A 16,532-nucleotide genomic window follows, 5' to 3' on the forward strand; every position below is an offset into this window, starting at 1 on the left:
TCCTGTCTCCGCATTAATAAGTACGAATCTTCGGCGGGAACGCCGGACGCAGTTTCGGTTCCATATTGACGCTGCGACGCGTCATAGATTCCGTCTCTGGCAGGTACAGGGAGTGACACAACCAGTTCTCATCGTCACGATCCGGATAGTCGAAGCGGCTATGCGCGCCACGGCTTTCGGTACGGAAGTTGGCAGAAACCGCCGTTGCATAGGCCGTTTCCATCAGGTTATCCAGTTCCAGACACTCAACGCGCTGGGTGTTGAACTCGCTGGAGGTGTCGTCCAGACGGGCGTTTTTCAGGCGCTCGCGGATCACTTTCAGCTGCTCCAGACCCTTGGCCATCGCATCGCCTTCACGGAAGACCGAGAAGTTGTGCTGCATACACTCTTGCAGCGCTTTACGAATGGTGACCGGATCTTCGCCATCGCGGTTGTTATTCCAGCGGTTAAGGCGCTCAAGGGAGGCGTCGATATCGGAATCGCTGGCATCACGCAGCGCGCCCTGCTCGGCGATAGACTCCTGCAGATGCAGACCCGCCGCGCGACCAAATACCACCAGGTCGAGCAGCGAGTTACCGCCCAGACGGTTGGCACCGTGTACCGATACGCAGGCGATTTCGCCTACCGCAAACAGACCCGGAATAACAACGTCTTCACCCTGGGCATTAACGGTCAGCGCCTGGCCGGTCACTTTGGTCGGAATACCGCCCATCATGTAGTGGCAGGTCGGAATAACCGGGATCGGCTCTTTTACCGGATCGACGTGGGCAAAGGTACGCGACAGCTCAAGGATCCCCGGCAGGCGCGATTCCAGCACCTCTTTGCCGAGGTGATCGAGTTTCAGCTTGGCGTGCGGGCCCCACGGGCCATCGCAACCGCGGCCTTCGCGAATTTCGATCATGATCGAGCGCGCAACCACGTCGCGGCCCGCCAAATCTTTCGCGTTCGGCGCATAACGCTCCATAAAGCGCTCGCCATGTTTATTCAGCAGGTAACCGCCTTCACCACGGCACCCTTCGGTGACCAGTACACCTGCGCCGGCGATACCGGTCGGGTGGAACTGCCACATTTCCATATCCTGCACCGGTACGCCGGCACGCAGCGCCATCCCAACACCGTCGCCGGTGTTAATGTGTGCGTTGGTGGTGGACTGGTAAATACGCCCCGCCCCGCCGGTTGCCAGCACGGTTGCACGCGCTTTGAAGTAGACCACTTCACCGGTTTCGATACAGAGCGCCGTACAGCCGACCACCGCGCCATCCTGGTTTTTCACCAGATCGAGCGCATACCATTCGGAAAAGATGGTGGTGTGGTTTTTCAGGTTCTGCTGATAAAGAGTGTGCAGCAGCGCGTGACCGGTACGGTCAGCTGCGGCCGCAGTACGTGCCGCCTGCTCGCCGCCGAAATCTTTCGACTGGCCGCCAAACGGACGCTGATAGATACGGCCATCTTCCAGACGGGAAAACGGCAGGCCCATATGTTCCAGTTCCAGAATCGCTTCCGGGCCGGTTTTACACATATATTCAATGGCATCCTGGTCACCGATATAGTCGGAGCCTTTTACCGTGTCATACATGTGCCATTCCCAGTTATCTTCATGGGTATTGCCCAGCGCAACGGTGATACCGCCCTGCGCAGAGACAGTGTGGGAACGGGTTGGAAAGACTTTAGAGAGCAGCGCACAGGTTTGCCCGCTCTGGGAAATTTGCAGCGCCGCGCGCATACCTGCGCCACCTGCGCCAATTACAACAGCATCAAATTCTCTGACTGGCAGTTTCATTACACACCCCACACCACAACGAATCCATAAATGACGTACGCGACCAGCGCAACAACAATCACCAGCTGCAGCAGCAGGCGCGTTGCAACGTGTTTAACGTAGTCGGTCAATACCTGCCACATACCAATCCACGCGTGGATCAGGATGGAAAAGAGCGCCAGCAGGGTAAAGACTTTCGTGAAGGCGGAGGAGAAGAAGCCCGTCCAGACACCCCAGGTCAGCTCGCTGTGCAACGCGAAAAAGCCGACCATATAGATGATGTATAACGTCAGGACAATAGCGGTAGCACGGACGAGAATAAAATCATGTACGCCGTTGCGTCCTAATGCGGAGGCGTTGCTTACCATACGAGGACTCCTGCGAGGATTGAAAGCACGACAGTGATCACAAAAGAAATATTAGCGGAACGTTTTCCTGCGGCGAGGTTCTCTTCCAGCCAGCCGAAATCCATAAACATGTGGCGAATGCCGCCGACAGCGTGATACGCCAGCGCGGTAAGGATGCCCCAGAAGATGAATTTGACGAAGAAACTGCTCATGATGGCAGAAGCGGCCTGGAAGCCCTCTTCAGATGACAGCGACAAGCCCAGTAACCACAACAGAATGCCGATCGCCACAAACGTGATGACGCCGGAAACGCGGTGGAGAATGGAAGCTATAGCCGTAACAGGAAACTGGATCGTTGTTAAATCCAGATTGACAGGTCTTTGTTTTTTCACATTTTTTATCATGAATAACGCCCACATGCTATTCTTATAGTTTCCTTCCTCCGGTCTGCGTGCGGGTCAGACAGCGTCCTTTCTATAACTGCTCGTCATGCAAAAAATGTGCTTCCATATGCTAAACGACAGGTTACAACGCTGGGTGGCTCGGGATGGCAGGGTATTCCGGAGACCTGGCGGCAGTATAGGTCGTTCACAAAATCATTACAATTAACCTACATATAGTTTGTCGGGTTTTATGCAGAACAGTGACCAAGGTCACGATAACAACATTATTTTAAAATTTAATCATCTAATTTGACAAAAGTTAAACATTCTTGTTACAAACTACGCCAGAAAGAACTTATAATGCTTAAAAGTTATGGGGTCTTGCTTTCACCTGAGAATAAGTTATGTAACAGTGTGATGGTATTGACCGATTTAATCAGGACAGTTATTAGTGATATACAGGTTTGATAAATTCGGACTGCTAAGACGCTGATTTGCTGTTTTTTCACTGTATTTTCAATGTGTATCTGCACGCGCCTATCGCTCTGTACCCTGGTATCTCCTCTTCGCAGAGCAGCGAGCTATATAACAATTCGTTAACATTGACGGTCAAGTGAAGGCAAACCCGGTGGCTGGCGGTCTTAAGCAATAAGGCGCTAAGGAGACCGTAAATGGCTGATAAGAAAGCAACCATCACCTACAATGGTGACGATGCTATTGAACTGGATGTGCTACAAGGCACGCTCGGTCAGGATGTTATTGATATCCGTAGTCTCGGTTCAAAAGGGGTTTTCACTTTTGACCCAGGTTTTACCTCAACCGCATCATGCGAATCGAAAATCACCTTTATCGACGGCGATGAAGGGATTCTGCTGCACCGTGGCTTCCCCATCGATCAACTGGCGACTGAGTCCAACTATCTGGAAGTGTGCTACATCCTGCTGTACGGCGAAAAACCGACTCAGGCGCAGTTTGAAGAGTTCACACTGACAGTGACCCGCCACACGATGATCCATGAGCAGATTACCCGTCTGTTCCACGGTTTCCGTCGCGACTCGCACCCGATGGCAGTGCTGTGCGGCGTGACCGGCGCGCTGGCGGCGTTCTACCACGACTCGCTGGATGTGAACAATCCGCGCCACCGTGAAATCGCTGCGTTCCGTCTGCTTTCCAAAATGCCGACCGTGGCCGCGATGTGCTACAAATACTCCATCGGTCAGCCGTTTGTTTATCCGCGCAACGACCTCTCCTATGCGGGCAACTTCCTGCACATGATGTTCTCCACGCCGTGCGAACCGTATGAAGTGAACCCGGTTCTGGAACGCGCCATGGATCGTATTCTGATCCTGCATGCTGACCATGAGCAGAATGCGTCCACTTCTACCGTGCGTACCGCAGGCTCTTCGGGCGCGAACCCGTTTGCCTGTATCGCGGCCGGTATCGCCTCCCTGTGGGGACCGGCGCACGGCGGCGCGAACGAAGCGGCACTGAAGATGCTGGAAGAGATCAGCACCGTTAAACACATTCCGGAATTCCTGCGTCGCGCCAAAGATAAGAACGATTCGTTCCGTCTGATGGGCTTCGGTCACCGTGTCTATAAGAACTATGACCCGCGCGCCACCGTGATGCGTGAAACCTGCCACGAAGTGCTGCGTGAACTGGGCACCAAAGACGATCTGCTGGAAGTGGCGATGGAGCTGGAGCACATTGCGCTCAACGACCCGTACTTCATCGAACGCAAACTCTACCCGAACGTCGATTTCTACTCTGGCATTATTCTGAAAGCGATGGGGATCCCGTCGTCGATGTTTACGGTGATCTTCGCGATGGCGCGTACCGTGGGCTGGATTGCGCACTGGAACGAGATGCACGATGACGGCATTAAGATTGCCCGTCCGCGTCAGCTCTATACCGGTTACGAAAAACGCGAGTTTTCGTCAGATCTGAAAAAAGATTAATCCCCGCTAATGCCCGGTGGCGCTCCGCTTACCGGGCCTGCAACTGCACTACCCCGTAATATTGCCCGATGGCGCTGCGCTTATCGGGCCTACAATTGCCCTTCCCCGCTCAATAACACAATCGCGCTGCGCTTATTGGGCCGACGATGGTTGCGGTGGCACGGTCCGTAGGCCGGATAAGGCGTAGCCGCCATCCGGCACATTCTCATTTGCCACTGACTTGTTTACCGCTGACACCCCGGGCACCAATAAAAGGGTCGTGAGGAGAGCGTCGTCTTCTCAATGATCCCGCCGCAGCGCTCGCACTTCTTCCCGGCACGGTGAAACACATTAAAGCGAAACAGCGCCCCGTGATGCTTCTTCTCATCGACGCGCCCACGGGTCTGATATGAAAGACGCGGGATCGCCAACAACGCCTCTGCCAGCAGATCCAGCTCGCTCTCGCTAAGCTGTTCGGCTTTACGCTGCCCGGTCAGCCCGCTGTGCCAGAGAATTTCGACGCGCAAATAGTTACCTAATCCTGCGAGAAACGCCTGGTCGAGCAGCAGCCCGGCAAACTGCCGACGCCGAAAGCGCGGTGAGAGCAAACGCGCTTTCACCTCCTCCACCGTTAAGCGCATATCCAGCACATCCGGCCCTACGCGCAGCAAAAAGGGGTGCTGCGCCAGTTGCTCCGGCGTCAGCAATGCAATCTCCGAGGCGCTGTAGAGCAAAATCGCTTTACCCGCCGCCTGCAAGCGCACGCGCAACACGCGGTTGGTTTCTGGCATCTCGCCCGCCTTCACCACGCGCCAGACGCCGTAAAGCTGATTGTGGCTATAAAGCGTTAACCCGCCGGAAAAGTGCGTTAACAGCGCTTTGCCGCGTGTCTCAATGGCATCGATCTGCTGCCCCACCAGCCCGGCGGCATAATCAGTAAGATGCGGCTGGGCAAACCAGACCTCGGTCAGCGGCTTACCCTTAATCGCGGCTTCCAGCGTGTCCGCCGCGCGGCGGATCTCCGGTCCTTCCGGCATGAAAACTCCTTATCAGCGTGATGAAACGGTAATGCCTTCGGCAATAAACGCGGCGCGTAAACGGCGGGCAAAAGCCAGCGCATGCGCGCCGTCCCCATGCAGACAGACCGTCTGCGCGTTAACGGGCGCATAGTCCCCCTCAACGCTTTTGACGCGCCCGCGCTGCACCATCTCCAGCGTCTGTGCCAGCGCCAGCTGCCCATCCTCAATCAGTGCGCCCGGCTCACCGCGCGGCACAAGCTGCCCACTGGCCTGATAACCGCGATCGGCAAACACCTCTTCCCGCGTCGCTAACCCCAGCCGCTCGCCTGCACGGATCAGCTCGCTGCCCGCCAGCCCGACCAGGATTAGAGCGGGATCGAGATCCCGCACCGCGCGGGCGATAGCCTCGGCAAGCGCTGAATCCTGTGCCGCCTGGTTGTAGAGCATGCCGTGGGGTTTCACATGCGAAAGGCTCGCACCGCGGGATTTCGCCAGCGCCGCCAGCGCACCACACTGGTAGAGCACCTCGCTATAGACCACTTCCGGCGCGGTGGACATTCTCTTGCGGCCAAAATTTTCGCGATCGAGAAACGACGGGTGCGCGCCGATAGCGACATCGTTCGCCAATGCCTGCTCAATGCAGGTGAGCATGGTGGCGGCATCACCGGCGTGAAAGCCGCAGGCGATATTCACCGAGCTCACCACCTGCATCAGCTCGCGGTCGTTCCCGGCAAAGCCTTCGCCGATATCGGCGTTTAAATCAATCCGCATCGCGCAGCCGCCACGCCAGTTGATCGAGGAACAGCCGCTGTTCGCGCCGCGCCTGCAGCGCCTCGTCGAGCGAGCACGGCACAAAGTGCACGGGCTGACCGAGGCGAATTTGCGCAAGACGGTAGAGATCGGCTTCGATAATGCAGGCAATACGCGGATAACCGCCGGTGGTCTGGCAATCATTCATCAACACAATCGGCTGACCATTTGCGGGCACCTGGATAACACCGGGCAGCAGCCCGTGGGAGAGCAGATCCCGCTCGGTCGTGCGCACCAGCGGCTGCCCCTGCAGGCGATAGCCCATGCGGTTGCTCTGCGGATTGATATGCCACGGCAGGCGCCAGAACGCCTCCTGGGAGGCGGCATCAAATTCGTGATACTCCGGCCCCGGCAGTGCGCGGATACGGTTGGTCCATAACAGCTGCTTCACGCCCTGTTGCGCGCTAAACGACCGCGAAGGAGTGCCAAGCGGCAGCGTGTCGCCATCGCGCAGCAAGCGCCCCTCCAGCCCGCCAATAGCGGTTTTCAGATCGGTACTGCCCGACCCCATCACCTCTGGCAGATCGAAACCGCCTGCGACCGCGAGATAACTGCGCACGCCAAAGCGCGGGCGATTCAGCACCAGCCGCTGCCCGGCTTTCGCCGCAAAGCGCCAGCCGGTCCAGACGTCAGTGCCATCAAGCGTCGCATCGCAGCCTGCGCCGGTAAGAGCAAACCAGCAGTCGCGGGCAAACTCCACTTCACACTGGCCGAGGGTTATCTCAAGTGCGGCAGCCTCCGGCGCGTTGCCAACCAGCGCATTGGCAATCTCCAGCGCCGGGCCATCGAGCGCGCCGCTGTAACTGACGCCGGACTGACGCAGGCCAATACGTTTCCCGCCCTGCAATGAGGTATACATCCCCGCGCGAAGAATTTTTAACATACGCCCTCCTTGCGCGGGATAAAGCGCAGCGTATCGCCAGGCCGCAGCAGCGACGGCTCCGCTAAACGCGAGTTAAATAGCGTCAGATCGGTGCGACCAATCAGGTTCCAGCCGCCGGGACTCGCCAGCGGGTAAATCCCCGTCTGCGCGCCGCCAATGCCGACCGACCCGGCAGGCACGCTAATGCGTGGCTCCGCCCGGCGTGGCGTGGTGAGCACCTCCGGCATGCCGCCGAGATAGGGGAAACCGGGCTGAAAACCGATAAACCACACTCGGTATTCGATAGAGGCGTGCAGCTCCACGACCTGCTTTTCGCTCATGCCGCAATGGTTGGCGACATGCGCCAGATCCGGCCCGGCCTCGCCGCCGTAAACCACCGGGATCTCAATAGTCCGTGACTCCGGCTCCAGCGCCTCGCTCTCTTCCCACCAGCGCTGCAGATGCTCAATCGCATCGAGCGCCAGCGTGGTGGGATCGCGCAGCACAACGGTTACGTTATTCATCCCCGGGATCGCTTCCACCACCTCCGGGAATGTCGCCAGCCGCTGCGTCAGCCGCCAGATACGCTTTTGCGTCGCCAGCTGCACCGGCGGCTCCAGCTCCAGCACGACGGCGGTTTCGCCTAACAGATAACAACGCGCTCGCTGCACTTGCCTGCTCCTTACGCCGGGTTAGGGATATCGATAAAGGTCACGTCCAGATCGGTGTTGGCGGTCAGCCACTCGCCGAGGGCGCGTATGCCACCACGCTCGGTGGCGTGGTGCCCGGCCGCGAAGAAGTGCAGACCCTGCTCGCGCGCGGAGTGAATGGTCTGCTCCGATACTTCGCCAGTGATAAAGGCATCGACACCGAAGGCCGCAGCTTTATCAATAAAGCCCTGACCGCCGCCGGTGCACCACGCAACGCGCTTGATGGTGGCAGGCCCGGTATCGCCGCACCACAGCGGTTTACGCCCGAGACGCGCTTCGATCCACGATGCCAGTTCGAGACCGGGAACCGGCATCGACAGCTCACCCCACGGCACCAGCGGTTCAATCTCCCCCTGCACCGTGATGCCAAGCAGTGCAGCAAGCTGCACGTTGTTACCCAATTCCGGATGGGCGTCTAGGGGCAGATGCCAGCCGTAGAGGTTGATATCGTTCGCCAGCAGGGTTTTCAGGCGGTTGCGCTTCATACCGCGAATGATCGGCGCTTCGTTTTTCCAGAAGTAACCGTGATGCACGATCACCGCATCGGCCCCCAGCCGCACAGCCTCATCCAGCAGTGCCTGGCTTGCGGTGACGCCGGTGACGATTTTGCGGATCTCTTCTCGCCCCTCAACCTGCAGGCCATTCGGGCCATAATCGCTGAACGCCGCACTGTTGAGTTTTTCGTTAATCAATTTTTCCAGTTCGGTATTTTTCATGCTCACTCTTACCCTTTTCGCGCGGCTTCATAGGCCGCCAGCGTGGCGCTTCGCGCCTGTTTATGATCGACAATCGGGCGCGGATAATCGAGCTTAACGCCCTGCTTATCTGCCCAGACCCAGGGTTGATGGATAGCCTTCGGCGGCACGGTTTTCAGCTCCGGCAGCCAGCGGCGAATAAACTCGCCGTCCGCATCGAAACGCTCCCCCTGGGTGGTCGGGTTGAAGATACGGAAGTAGGGCGCGGCATCGGTGCCGGTTGAGGCCGCCCACTGCCAGCCGCCGTTGTTCGCCGCGTAATCGCCATCCGCCAGTTGAGCCATAAAATAGCGCTCTCCTACCCGCCAGTCGATAAGCAGGTCTTTGATCAGGAAGCTGGCGGTAATCATACGCAGACGGTTGTGCATCCAGCCGGTCTCATTCATCTGACGCATTGCTGCATCGACAATCGGATAACCGGTCATCCCCTTTTTCCACGCTTCCAGATGCTGTGGGTTATCCTGCCACTGCACCTTTTCCGTCCACGTGATAAACGGGCGATGCTTGCACAGCGCCGGATGGTAGGTGATGAGGTGGCGATAAAATTCGCGCCAGATAAGCTCGCTCAGCCACACCGCGCCCGGCCCGCCCTCCAGCACACCCGGCTGCTCAGCGAGCAAGCGGTGCAGACACTGGCGCGGCGAGAGCGCGCCGATGGCGAGGCTTGCCGAGAGACGGCTGGTGCCCTCAATTGCCGGGAAGTCGCGCTGCTGCTCATACTCTGCCACCTGGTGCTGGCAGAAGTGGCGCAAGCGGGCGATGGCCTGCTTCTCATCCGGCGGGAAGAGTTTTTCGTCAAAGGGCTGTTGTGGGTAGTTGAGCGACAGCGGTTCTACCTTGATCGCCCCGCCTTCGCGCGGCTGCGGCGCAGCGACGCACTCCGGCAGATCCTCTTTTAAACGGCGCAAAAAGGCGTTTTTAAAGGGGGTGAAGACCTTAAACATCTCACGATTGCCGGTCATTACGCTGCCCGGTGCCAGCATCACGCTGTCATCGAACCCCTGGCAGGCGACGTTGGGCAGCGCCTTCTCCACCGCCGCATCGCGCTGGCGCTCATTAAGCTCGTATTGATAGTTATAAAAAAGGTGGCTGACCTGCTCCTGCTCGCAGACCTCAGTGACTGCCTGCACGCTGGCGGCAAAGTCATCCACTTCGCGGTAGATAAGTTCAATGCCGCGCTCGGCGAGCGCCTGTTGCAGCGCATTGAGATGGGACTCAATCAGCGCAGCCTGACGCGGTGCCATCAGGTGCTGCTGCCACTGTTTCGGCGTGGCGATAAAGAGGGCTTTTACTGTTGCGTTCGCGCTGCGGCAGGCCGCCGCCAGCGCGAGGTTATCGTGCACGCGCAAATCCGTGCGAAACCAGACCAGATGGGTGGTCATAATGCTCCTAATGTCCGTAACGTAAGCGCAGCGCTTCCGGCCAGGGGTCAAAATAGCGCTGTCCGGAGAGGTAAGCGTCCGGGAACTCAGCCATATAGTGTTTTAGTAAGGTAACGGGTGCCAGTAGCGGCTGAATGCCCTGGCGGTAGCTGTCGATCAGCTTCGACAGCTCTTCACGCTGGCGGGCATTGAGCTGCTTGCGGAAGTAGCCCTGCACATGCATCAGCACGTTGGTGTGGTTGCGGCGAGTTGCCTGGTGTGAGAGCAGATCCATCAGACGCTGGCGATACTCCACAAACCACTCGTCGAGAGAGGCCCACTCATGGATGGCGGCGACAAAGCGCCCCAGCTCGCGATACTTCGGCTGAGAGTGCGCCAGCAGCAACAGCTTGTAGCGGCTGTGGTAGGCGATTAGCTCCCCGCGCGTCAGGCCGCGCTCGCGCACGCTGTTAAGTTCATGCAGGGCGTAAATACGCTCAACAAAGTTCTCGCGGATATGGGGATCGTGCAGGCGACCATCCTCCTCCACCGGCAGCCACGGATGGGTCTCCATCAGAATGTCGGTAAAGATGCCGCGCCCGGCTTTACGATTGTTTTTGCCATCCGCGTCGTATACGCGCACCCGCTCCATGCCGCAGGAGGGGGATTTGGCGCAGACGATGTAGCCGCACAAATGGTCGAGACGGCTGACGCGCTCGCGGGAGAAGTGCGCCATCTGCTCGGTTAAATCTCCTTCCCGCTTGTCGCTAAAGCGCAGCGAAACTCCGCTCTCCTCTTTGACCAACCGCAGCGCCGGACGTGGCACCGGCAGGCCAATGGCCATCTCCGGGCAGACTGGCTCAAAACGCATCCACGGTGATAGCTCTTCAACTGCGAAGGCAAGCCGCTTATGGCCGCCGTCAAAACGGACTTGTTCCCCTAATAAACAGGCACTGATGCCGACAGGGATTTTCTCACTCATAGCGACTCCTTGATTAGACATAATCATTGTAGTCAAAGGCCGCAGGTAAAAAAAAGCCACCGCAAGTGCGGTGGCGCGATCGGGTTGCTGTGTGTAGCCCGATTAATAAAAGTCGCAGGTTGCTTTTTCTGCTTGATCCATCCATACCGGTTTCTCGCTGGTCTTCGCCCAGACGCGGTGCAGATAGCTGTAGAACCGTGCGCGATCCTTCCAGAACAACATCACCGGCAGTGCCAGCAGGCCCGCCGCAACGGCGAAAGCACGACGCATCAGCACAATGTGCGCTGGAAACATTTTGTATGTGTTCATAAATCTCTCCCCTTTGTCAGGCCGGTATCGGTCACCGGAAAAAAGTTACCGCAGCGGTAAGTGAGTAACGAAAAAACGCTGCGAGACTGAAATCTGCTCAAAATAATACCGGTTTGTTGGTAATTTTACTACTCATCCGACCACTATTTTTATCCGATTCGCATTTATTTACCTGCAATCCGTAAATAAGTTACAAAACGGTTAAATTAATAATAACCATCGGTTAAATAATGGTTTTGAATGTTGCATTTGCGAAACGGAGCCGCTGGAACAACTGGAACCTTGTAGGCCGGATAAGCGCCAGCGCCATCCGGCATTTTATCAGCGGCACCAATTGCCGGATGGCGGCTTCGCCTTATCCGGCCTACCAAAACGCAGTTCCAGCGACACCGTTTTGGCTTTTACCTGCGGTATCACAGCGGCGGTGTTGACCCCCGCTGAAATCGGCGAACCGAAGCGGGAATGACAAGGTCTGGACGCCATGGATGGCGGACAGAGGCGAACCGAGACAGGATGTCGAGTCGAGCCGGCCGCAGTCAGACACGCGGGAGGTGAGCGCAGTGCGCAGCACCGATTTCCTCGCGGGGCCGCGGGGATTGACAAGGGGGGAGCGGTCCCCCCCTTGTCCCGTTCACCGCATAAGAGGTCAATGAAACTCCGCCACGTATGGTGAACGGAACCCTTCTACCAATGCCATATGCCAGTCTCATTGCCTGATGGCGCTGCGCTTATCAGGCCTACAACGGCAAAAACTGCTTATTTGTTCGGCATTTTTATACTTTTTTTACACCCTGCCCGCCGATTTTTGCGAAATCTTTGCGCCTGAAAAATTAGCCTCTCTGCACATCCTTAAATCACCCCGGAGGTGAACTGTGAGTGCAGGCGTGCTAATCGGCATCGTGCTGGTTTTCCTGTTATTGGGCTATCTGATTTACGCCCTGATAAACGCGGAGGCATTTTAATGGCCGCTCAAGCGTTTCTTCTGGTTGCCGGCTTTTTGCTGGTGCTGTTCCTGCTGGCGCGCCCGCTTGGATCGCTGCTGGCGAAGCTGATTGCCGGGCAGCCGTTGCCGGGCGTTGGCGTGGTGGAAAACCTGCTCTGGCGCGGGTTGGGTATCGACACCCGTGAAATGAGCTGGCGACACTATCTGTTGGCGATCCTGTGGCTTAACCTGCTGGGCCTCGCCCTGCTGTTTGCCATGCTGATGCTGCAAGGCATCCTGCCGCTGAACCCGCAGAACCTGCCTGGCCTCTCCTGGCACCTAGCGCTTAACACCGCCGTCAGCTTTGTCAGCAATACCAACTGGCAATCCTACGCCGGTGAAAGCACGCTGAGTTACTTTAGCCAGATGGTCGGCCTGACGGTGCAGAACTTCCTCTCTGCCGCCACCGGCATCGCGGTGGTGTTTGCGCTGATCCGCGCCTTCGCCCGCCGCAGCATGGAGACGCTGGGCAACGCGTGGGTCGATCTGACGCGCATTACGCTCTGGGTACTGCTGCCGCTGGCGCTGCTGATCGCCCTCTTTTTCATCCAGCAAGGGACGCTGCAAAACCTGCTCCCCTACCAGCCCTACACCTCCCTTGAAGGGGTTCAGCACCTGATGCCGATGGGTCCGGTCGCCTCGCAGGAAGCGATTAAAATGCTGGGCACCAACGGCGGCGGTTTCTTTAACGCCAACTCCTCCCATCCGTTCGAAAACCCTACCGCGCTGACCAACTTTGTGCAGATGCTGGCGATCTTCCTGATCCCTGCCGCGCTCTGTTTCGCCTTTGGTGAAGCGGTGAGCGACCGCCGTCAGGGGCAGATGCTGCTGTGGGCGATGTCGATAATCTTTGTCGTTTGTGTGGCAATTGTGATGCGGGCCGAGTGGCTAGGTAACCCGCACTTCCTGACGCTCGGCGGCGACAGCACCATCAACATGGAAGGTAAAGAGAGCCGCTTCGGCATTCTCGCCAGCAGCCTCTATGCCGTGGTCACCACCGCCGCTTCCTGCGGTGCGGTCAACGCCATGCATGACTCCTTTACCGCACTCGGCGGCATGATCCCGATGTGGTTAATGCAGATTGGCGAAGTGGTGTTTGGCGGCGTCGGCTCCGGTCTCTACGGCATGCTGCTGTTTGTCCTGCTGGCGGTGTTTATTGCCGGGCTGATGATTGGCCGCACGCCGGAGTTCCTCGGTAAAAAAATTGATGTCCGCGAAATGAAGATGACCGCGCTGGCGATCCTTGTCACCCCGGCGCTGGTGCTGATCGGCACGGCGCTGGCGATGATGACCGACGCCGGACGCAGCGGCATGTTCAACCCCGGCATTCATGGCTTCAGTGAAGTGTTGTACGCCGTCTCCTCCGCCGCCAACAACAACGGCAGCGCCTTTGGTGGCCTGAGCGCCAACACGCCTTTCTGGAACTGTCTGCTCGCCTTCTGCATGTTTGTCGGCCGCTTCGGCGTAATTGTGCCGGTGCTGGCGATTGCTGGCTCGCTGGTGAGTAAAAAGATCCAGCCCACCAGCTCCGGCACCCTGCCGACCCACGGCCCGCTCTTTATCGGCCTGCTGATCGGCACCGTGCTGCTGGTTGGCGCATTGACCTTTATTCCTGCCCTGGCCCTTGGTCCGGTGGCGGAATACCTTCAGTTTTGAGTCTGGCGGAGACCACTATTATGAGTCGCAAACAACTGGCCCTGTTTGACGCGAACCTTGTTCGCCAGGCGCTGATGGGTTCCTTAACCAAATTAAGCCCGCAGGTGCAGTGGCGTAACCCGGTGATGTTTATCGTCTGGATCGGCAGCCTGCTCACTACTCTGCTGGCAATCGCTATGGCAACCGGTCACCTGGTCGGTAACGCGTGGTTTACCGGTGCGATCAGCCTCTGGCTGTGGGTGACGGTGCTGTTTGCCAACTTCGCCGAAGCGCTGGCGGAGGGGCGTAGTAAAGCGCAGGCCAACAGCCTGAAAGGGGTGAAAAAGACGGTCTTTGCCCGCAAACTGCGCGCGCCACAGCACGATGCACCGATGGATCATGTTCCGGCAGATGAGCTACGCAAAGGCGACGTGGTGCTGGTTGAAGCGGGCGATATTATTCCCTGCGACGGCGAGGTGATCGAGGGCGGCGCGTCGGTGGATGAGAGCGCCATTACCGGTGAGTCCGCGCCGGTGATCCGCGAGTCCGGCGGCGACTTTGCCTCCGTGACCGGCGGCACGCGCATTCTTTCTGACTGGCTGGTGATCCAGTGCAGCGTTAACCCAGGCGAGACCTTTCTCGATCGCATGATCGCCATGGTTGAAGGTGCCCAGCGCCGCAAAACGCCTAACGAGATCGCGCTGACCATTCTGCTGGTGGCGCTGACTATTGTCTTTCTGCTGGCGACCGCCACGCTGTGGCCCTTCTCCCTTTACGGCGGCACGGCGGTCAGCGTCACGGTGCTGGTTGCACTGCTGGTCTGCCTGATCCCGACAACCATTGGCGGCCTGCTGTCGGCAATTGGCGTGGCGGGGATGAGCCGCATGCTGGGTGCGAATGTGATCGCCACCAGCGGTCGCGCCGTCGAAGCGGCGGGCGATGTCGATGTGCTGCTGCTGGATAAAACCGGCACCATCACCCTCGGCAACCGCCAGGCGTCGGACTTTCTGCCCGCGCGCGGCGTCGATGAGAAGACGCTGGCCGATGCTGCCCAGCTCTCTTCCTTAGCCGATGAAACCCCGGAAGGACGCAGCATTGTGATCCTCGCCAAGCAGCGCTTTAACCTGCGCGAGCGGGATATGCAGAGCCTGCAAGCCACCTTCGTCCCCTTTACCGCGCAAACGCGCATGAGCGGGATTAATGTGCAGGATCGCATGATCCGCAAAGGCTCAGTGGATGCAATTCGTCGCCATATCGAGGCCAATGGCGGCACCTTCCCGGCAGATGTTGAGACGGTGGTGGAAAATGTGGCCCGCCAGGGCGCGACGCCGCTGGTGGTGGCGGAAGGGGCTAATGTACTGGGCGTGATTGCGCTGAAAGATATCGTTAAAGGCGGCATTAAAGAGCGCTTCGCCCAGTTGCGTAAGATGGGCATCAAAACGGTGATGATCACCGGCGATAACCGCTTAACTGCCGCAGCGATTGCTGCCGAAGCGGGCGTGGATGACTTCCTTGCCGAAGCGACGCCGGAAGCGAAGCTGGCGCTGATTCGTCAATACCAGGCCGAAGGTCGGCTGGTGGCGATGACCGGCGATGGCACTAACGATGCCCCGGCGCTGGCGCAGGCGGATGTCGCGGTGGCAATGAACTCCGGTACGCAGGCGGCGAAAGAGGCGGGGAACATGGTCGATCTCGACTCGAACCCGACCAAGCTGATTGAGGTGGTGCATATCGGCAAACAGATGCTGATGACGCGCGGATCGCTGACCACCTTCAGTATCGCCAATGACGTGGCGAAGTATTTTGCCATCATCCCTGCGGCGTTTGCGGCTACCTATCCGCAGCTCAATGCGCTGAATGTGATGCATCTGCACTCCCCCTCTTCGGCGATTTTAAGTGCGGTGATCTTTAACGCGCTGGTGATTGTGTTCCTCATCCCGCTGGCGCTGAAAGGCGTGAGCTACAAGCCGCTGACCGCCTCGGCGATGCTGCGCCGCAACTTGTGGATTTACGGGCTGGGCGGTCTGCTGGTGCCGTTTATCGGCATCAAAGCAATCGATCTGCTGCTCACGCTGTTCGGTCTGGTTTAAGGAGTGAAAAAGATGGCTTTATTACGTCCCGCCTTTCTGCTTTTAATACTGCTGACGTTTATTACCGGCGGGCTTTACCCGCTGCTGACCACCGCCCTTGGGCAGTGGTGGTTTCACGACCAGGCGAACGGCTCGCTGATCGAGCAAGGCGACACGGTGCGCGGCTCCCGTCTGCTGGGCCAGGATTTTACCGCGCCGGGCTATTTTCACGGTCGCCCTTCCGCGACTGCCGATGCGCCCTATAATCCGATGGCTTCGGGCGGCAGCAATCTGGCGGGCAGCAACCCGGAGCTGGATAAGCAGGTGGCCGAACGCGTGGCGCAGCTGCGCGAGGAAAACCCGCACTCACCCAAAGCGATTCCGGTGGAGCTGTTAACCACCTCCGCCAGCGGGCTGGATGGTCAGATTTCACCGCAGGCGGCCAGCTGGCAAATCCCGCGCGTGGCGCAAGCGCGCGGCTTATCGGTGCAGACGGTCAATGATTTGGTTAATAGATACACCGAAACACCGCTGGTTAACTTCCTCGGTCAGCCGGTGGTGAATGTGGTTGAACTTAATCTGGCGCTGGATGCGCTGAAGGATAAATAACGC

17 protein-coding genes are annotated in these 16,532 nt (G+C 58.2%); 6 read left to right on the forward strand and 11 right to left on the reverse strand.

Annotation, left to right across the window (positions count from 1 at the left end; all coding sequences use genetic code 11):
- Window positions 1-13: 13 nt before the first annotated feature.
- The 3 genes from sdhA to sdhC are packed head-to-tail and all read right to left on the reverse strand — an operon-like array spanning window position 14 to window position 2,525.
- Window positions 14-1,780: a succinate dehydrogenase flavoprotein subunit gene (sdhA, locus tag ABIC80_RS09990; RefSeq protein ID WP_034811756.1), complete on the reverse strand. Its 1,767-nt coding sequence runs from the start codon at window positions 1,778-1,780 to the stop codon at window positions 14-16.
- Window positions 1,780-2,127 (reverse strand): succinate dehydrogenase membrane anchor subunit, encoded by a 348-nt coding sequence (gene sdhD, locus ABIC80_RS09995; protein WP_042712792.1) that lies wholly within the window; start codon window positions 2,125-2,127, stop codon window positions 1,780-1,782. The genes sdhA and sdhD overlap by 1 nt, the downstream gene beginning before the upstream one ends.
- Window positions 2,121-2,525, reverse strand: coding sequence for a succinate dehydrogenase cytochrome b556 subunit (gene sdhC / locus ABIC80_RS10000; protein WP_042712793.1), 405 nt, complete (start codon window positions 2,523-2,525; stop codon window positions 2,121-2,123). The genes sdhD and sdhC overlap by 7 nt, the downstream gene beginning before the upstream one ends.
- Before the next feature lie 324 nt (window positions 2,526-2,849).
- On the opposite strand from sdhC, the gene ABIC80_RS10005 reads away from it, so the two are divergent.
- Both ABIC80_RS10005 and ABIC80_RS10010 read left to right on the forward strand, forming a co-directional pair.
- Window positions 2,850-2,957: a hypothetical protein gene (locus ABIC80_RS10005; protein ID WP_420028337.1), complete on the forward strand. Its 108-nt coding sequence runs from the start codon at window positions 2,850-2,852 to the stop codon at window positions 2,955-2,957.
- 203 nt (window positions 2,958-3,160) lie between these two features.
- Window positions 3,161-4,447, forward strand: coding sequence for a citrate synthase (locus ABIC80_RS10010; protein ID WP_042712794.1), 1,287 nt, complete (start codon window positions 3,161-3,163; stop codon window positions 4,445-4,447).
- Between the two features lie 224 nt (window positions 4,448-4,671).
- Here the strand turns inward: ABIC80_RS10010 and nei are convergent, their stop codons facing one another.
- The 8 genes from nei to ABIC80_RS10050 all read right to left on the reverse strand — a co-directional run bounded on the left by nei (window position 4,672) and on the right by ABIC80_RS10050 (window position 11,234).
- Window positions 4,672-5,463, reverse strand: coding sequence for an endonuclease VIII (gene nei, locus ABIC80_RS10015; RefSeq protein WP_429176902.1), 792 nt, complete (start codon window positions 5,461-5,463; stop codon window positions 4,672-4,674).
- A 12-nt stretch (window positions 5,464-5,475) separates the two neighbouring features.
- Window positions 5,476-6,216, reverse strand: a complete 741-nt coding sequence (gene pxpA / locus ABIC80_RS10020; RefSeq protein ID WP_305206584.1) for a 5-oxoprolinase subunit PxpA — start codon at window positions 6,214-6,216, stop codon at window positions 5,476-5,478.
- Complete coding sequence (gene pxpC, locus ABIC80_RS10025; protein ID WP_429176905.1) at window positions 6,206-7,138, reverse strand: 5-oxoprolinase subunit PxpC; 933 nt, start codon at window positions 7,136-7,138, stop codon at window positions 6,206-6,208. The genes pxpA and pxpC overlap by 11 nt, the downstream gene beginning before the upstream one ends.
- Window positions 7,132-7,788 (reverse strand): 5-oxoprolinase subunit PxpB, encoded by a 657-nt coding sequence (gene pxpB / locus ABIC80_RS10030; protein ID WP_429176907.1) that lies wholly within the window; start codon window positions 7,786-7,788, stop codon window positions 7,132-7,134. Before pxpB ends, pxpC begins: the two co-directional genes overlap by 7 nt.
- 11 nt (window positions 7,789-7,799) lie before the next feature.
- Window positions 7,800-8,543, reverse strand: coding sequence for a type 2 GTP cyclohydrolase I (locus tag ABIC80_RS10035; RefSeq protein WP_429176910.1), 744 nt, complete (start codon window positions 8,541-8,543; stop codon window positions 7,800-7,802).
- 8 nt (window positions 8,544-8,551) lie between these two features.
- Window positions 8,552-9,964, reverse strand: coding sequence for a deoxyribodipyrimidine photo-lyase (gene phrB, locus ABIC80_RS10040; RefSeq protein ID WP_200581441.1), 1,413 nt, complete (start codon window positions 9,962-9,964; stop codon window positions 8,552-8,554).
- A gap of 7 nt (window positions 9,965-9,971) precedes the next feature.
- A complete protein-coding gene (locus tag ABIC80_RS10045) occupies window positions 9,972-10,925 on the reverse strand; it encodes a YbgA family protein (RefSeq protein WP_034811748.1) in 954 nt (317 codons plus the stop codon).
- A gap of 102 nt (window positions 10,926-11,027) precedes the next feature.
- Window positions 11,028-11,234, reverse strand: coding sequence for a YbfA family protein (locus ABIC80_RS10050; RefSeq protein WP_054803727.1), 207 nt, complete (start codon window positions 11,232-11,234; stop codon window positions 11,028-11,030).
- An 872-nt stretch (window positions 11,235-12,106) separates the two neighbouring features.
- On the opposite strand from ABIC80_RS10050, the gene kdpF reads away from it, so the two are divergent.
- From kdpF to kdpC, 4 genes are read left to right on the forward strand one after another with little or no spacing between them, the layout of a single operon-like run.
- Complete coding sequence (kdpF, locus tag ABIC80_RS10055) at window positions 12,107-12,196, forward strand: K(+)-transporting ATPase subunit F (protein ID WP_042713160.1); 90 nt, start codon at window positions 12,107-12,109, stop codon at window positions 12,194-12,196.
- Window positions 12,196-13,872: a potassium-transporting ATPase subunit KdpA gene (kdpA, locus tag ABIC80_RS10060; RefSeq protein ID WP_288883674.1), complete on the forward strand. Its 1,677-nt coding sequence runs from the start codon at window positions 12,196-12,198 to the stop codon at window positions 13,870-13,872. The genes kdpF and kdpA overlap by 1 nt, the downstream gene beginning before the upstream one ends.
- 20 nt (window positions 13,873-13,892) lie before the next feature.
- Window positions 13,893-15,941, forward strand: a complete 2,049-nt coding sequence (gene kdpB, locus ABIC80_RS10065) for a potassium-transporting ATPase subunit KdpB (RefSeq protein WP_139568543.1) — start codon at window positions 13,893-13,895, stop codon at window positions 15,939-15,941.
- A 12-nt stretch (window positions 15,942-15,953) separates the two neighbouring features.
- The gene (kdpC, locus tag ABIC80_RS10070; RefSeq protein WP_429176913.1) at window positions 15,954-16,529 is read left to right on the forward strand and encodes a potassium-transporting ATPase subunit KdpC; all 576 of its coding nucleotides are present in this window, start codon (window positions 15,954-15,956) and stop codon (window positions 16,527-16,529) included.
- Window positions 16,530-16,532: the final 3 nt, after the last annotated feature.

The sequence above is a fragment of the Kosakonia sp. 1610 genome (assembly GCF_050435845.1).
Lineage (GTDB): Bacteria > Pseudomonadota > Gammaproteobacteria > Enterobacterales > Enterobacteriaceae > Kosakonia > Kosakonia cowanii.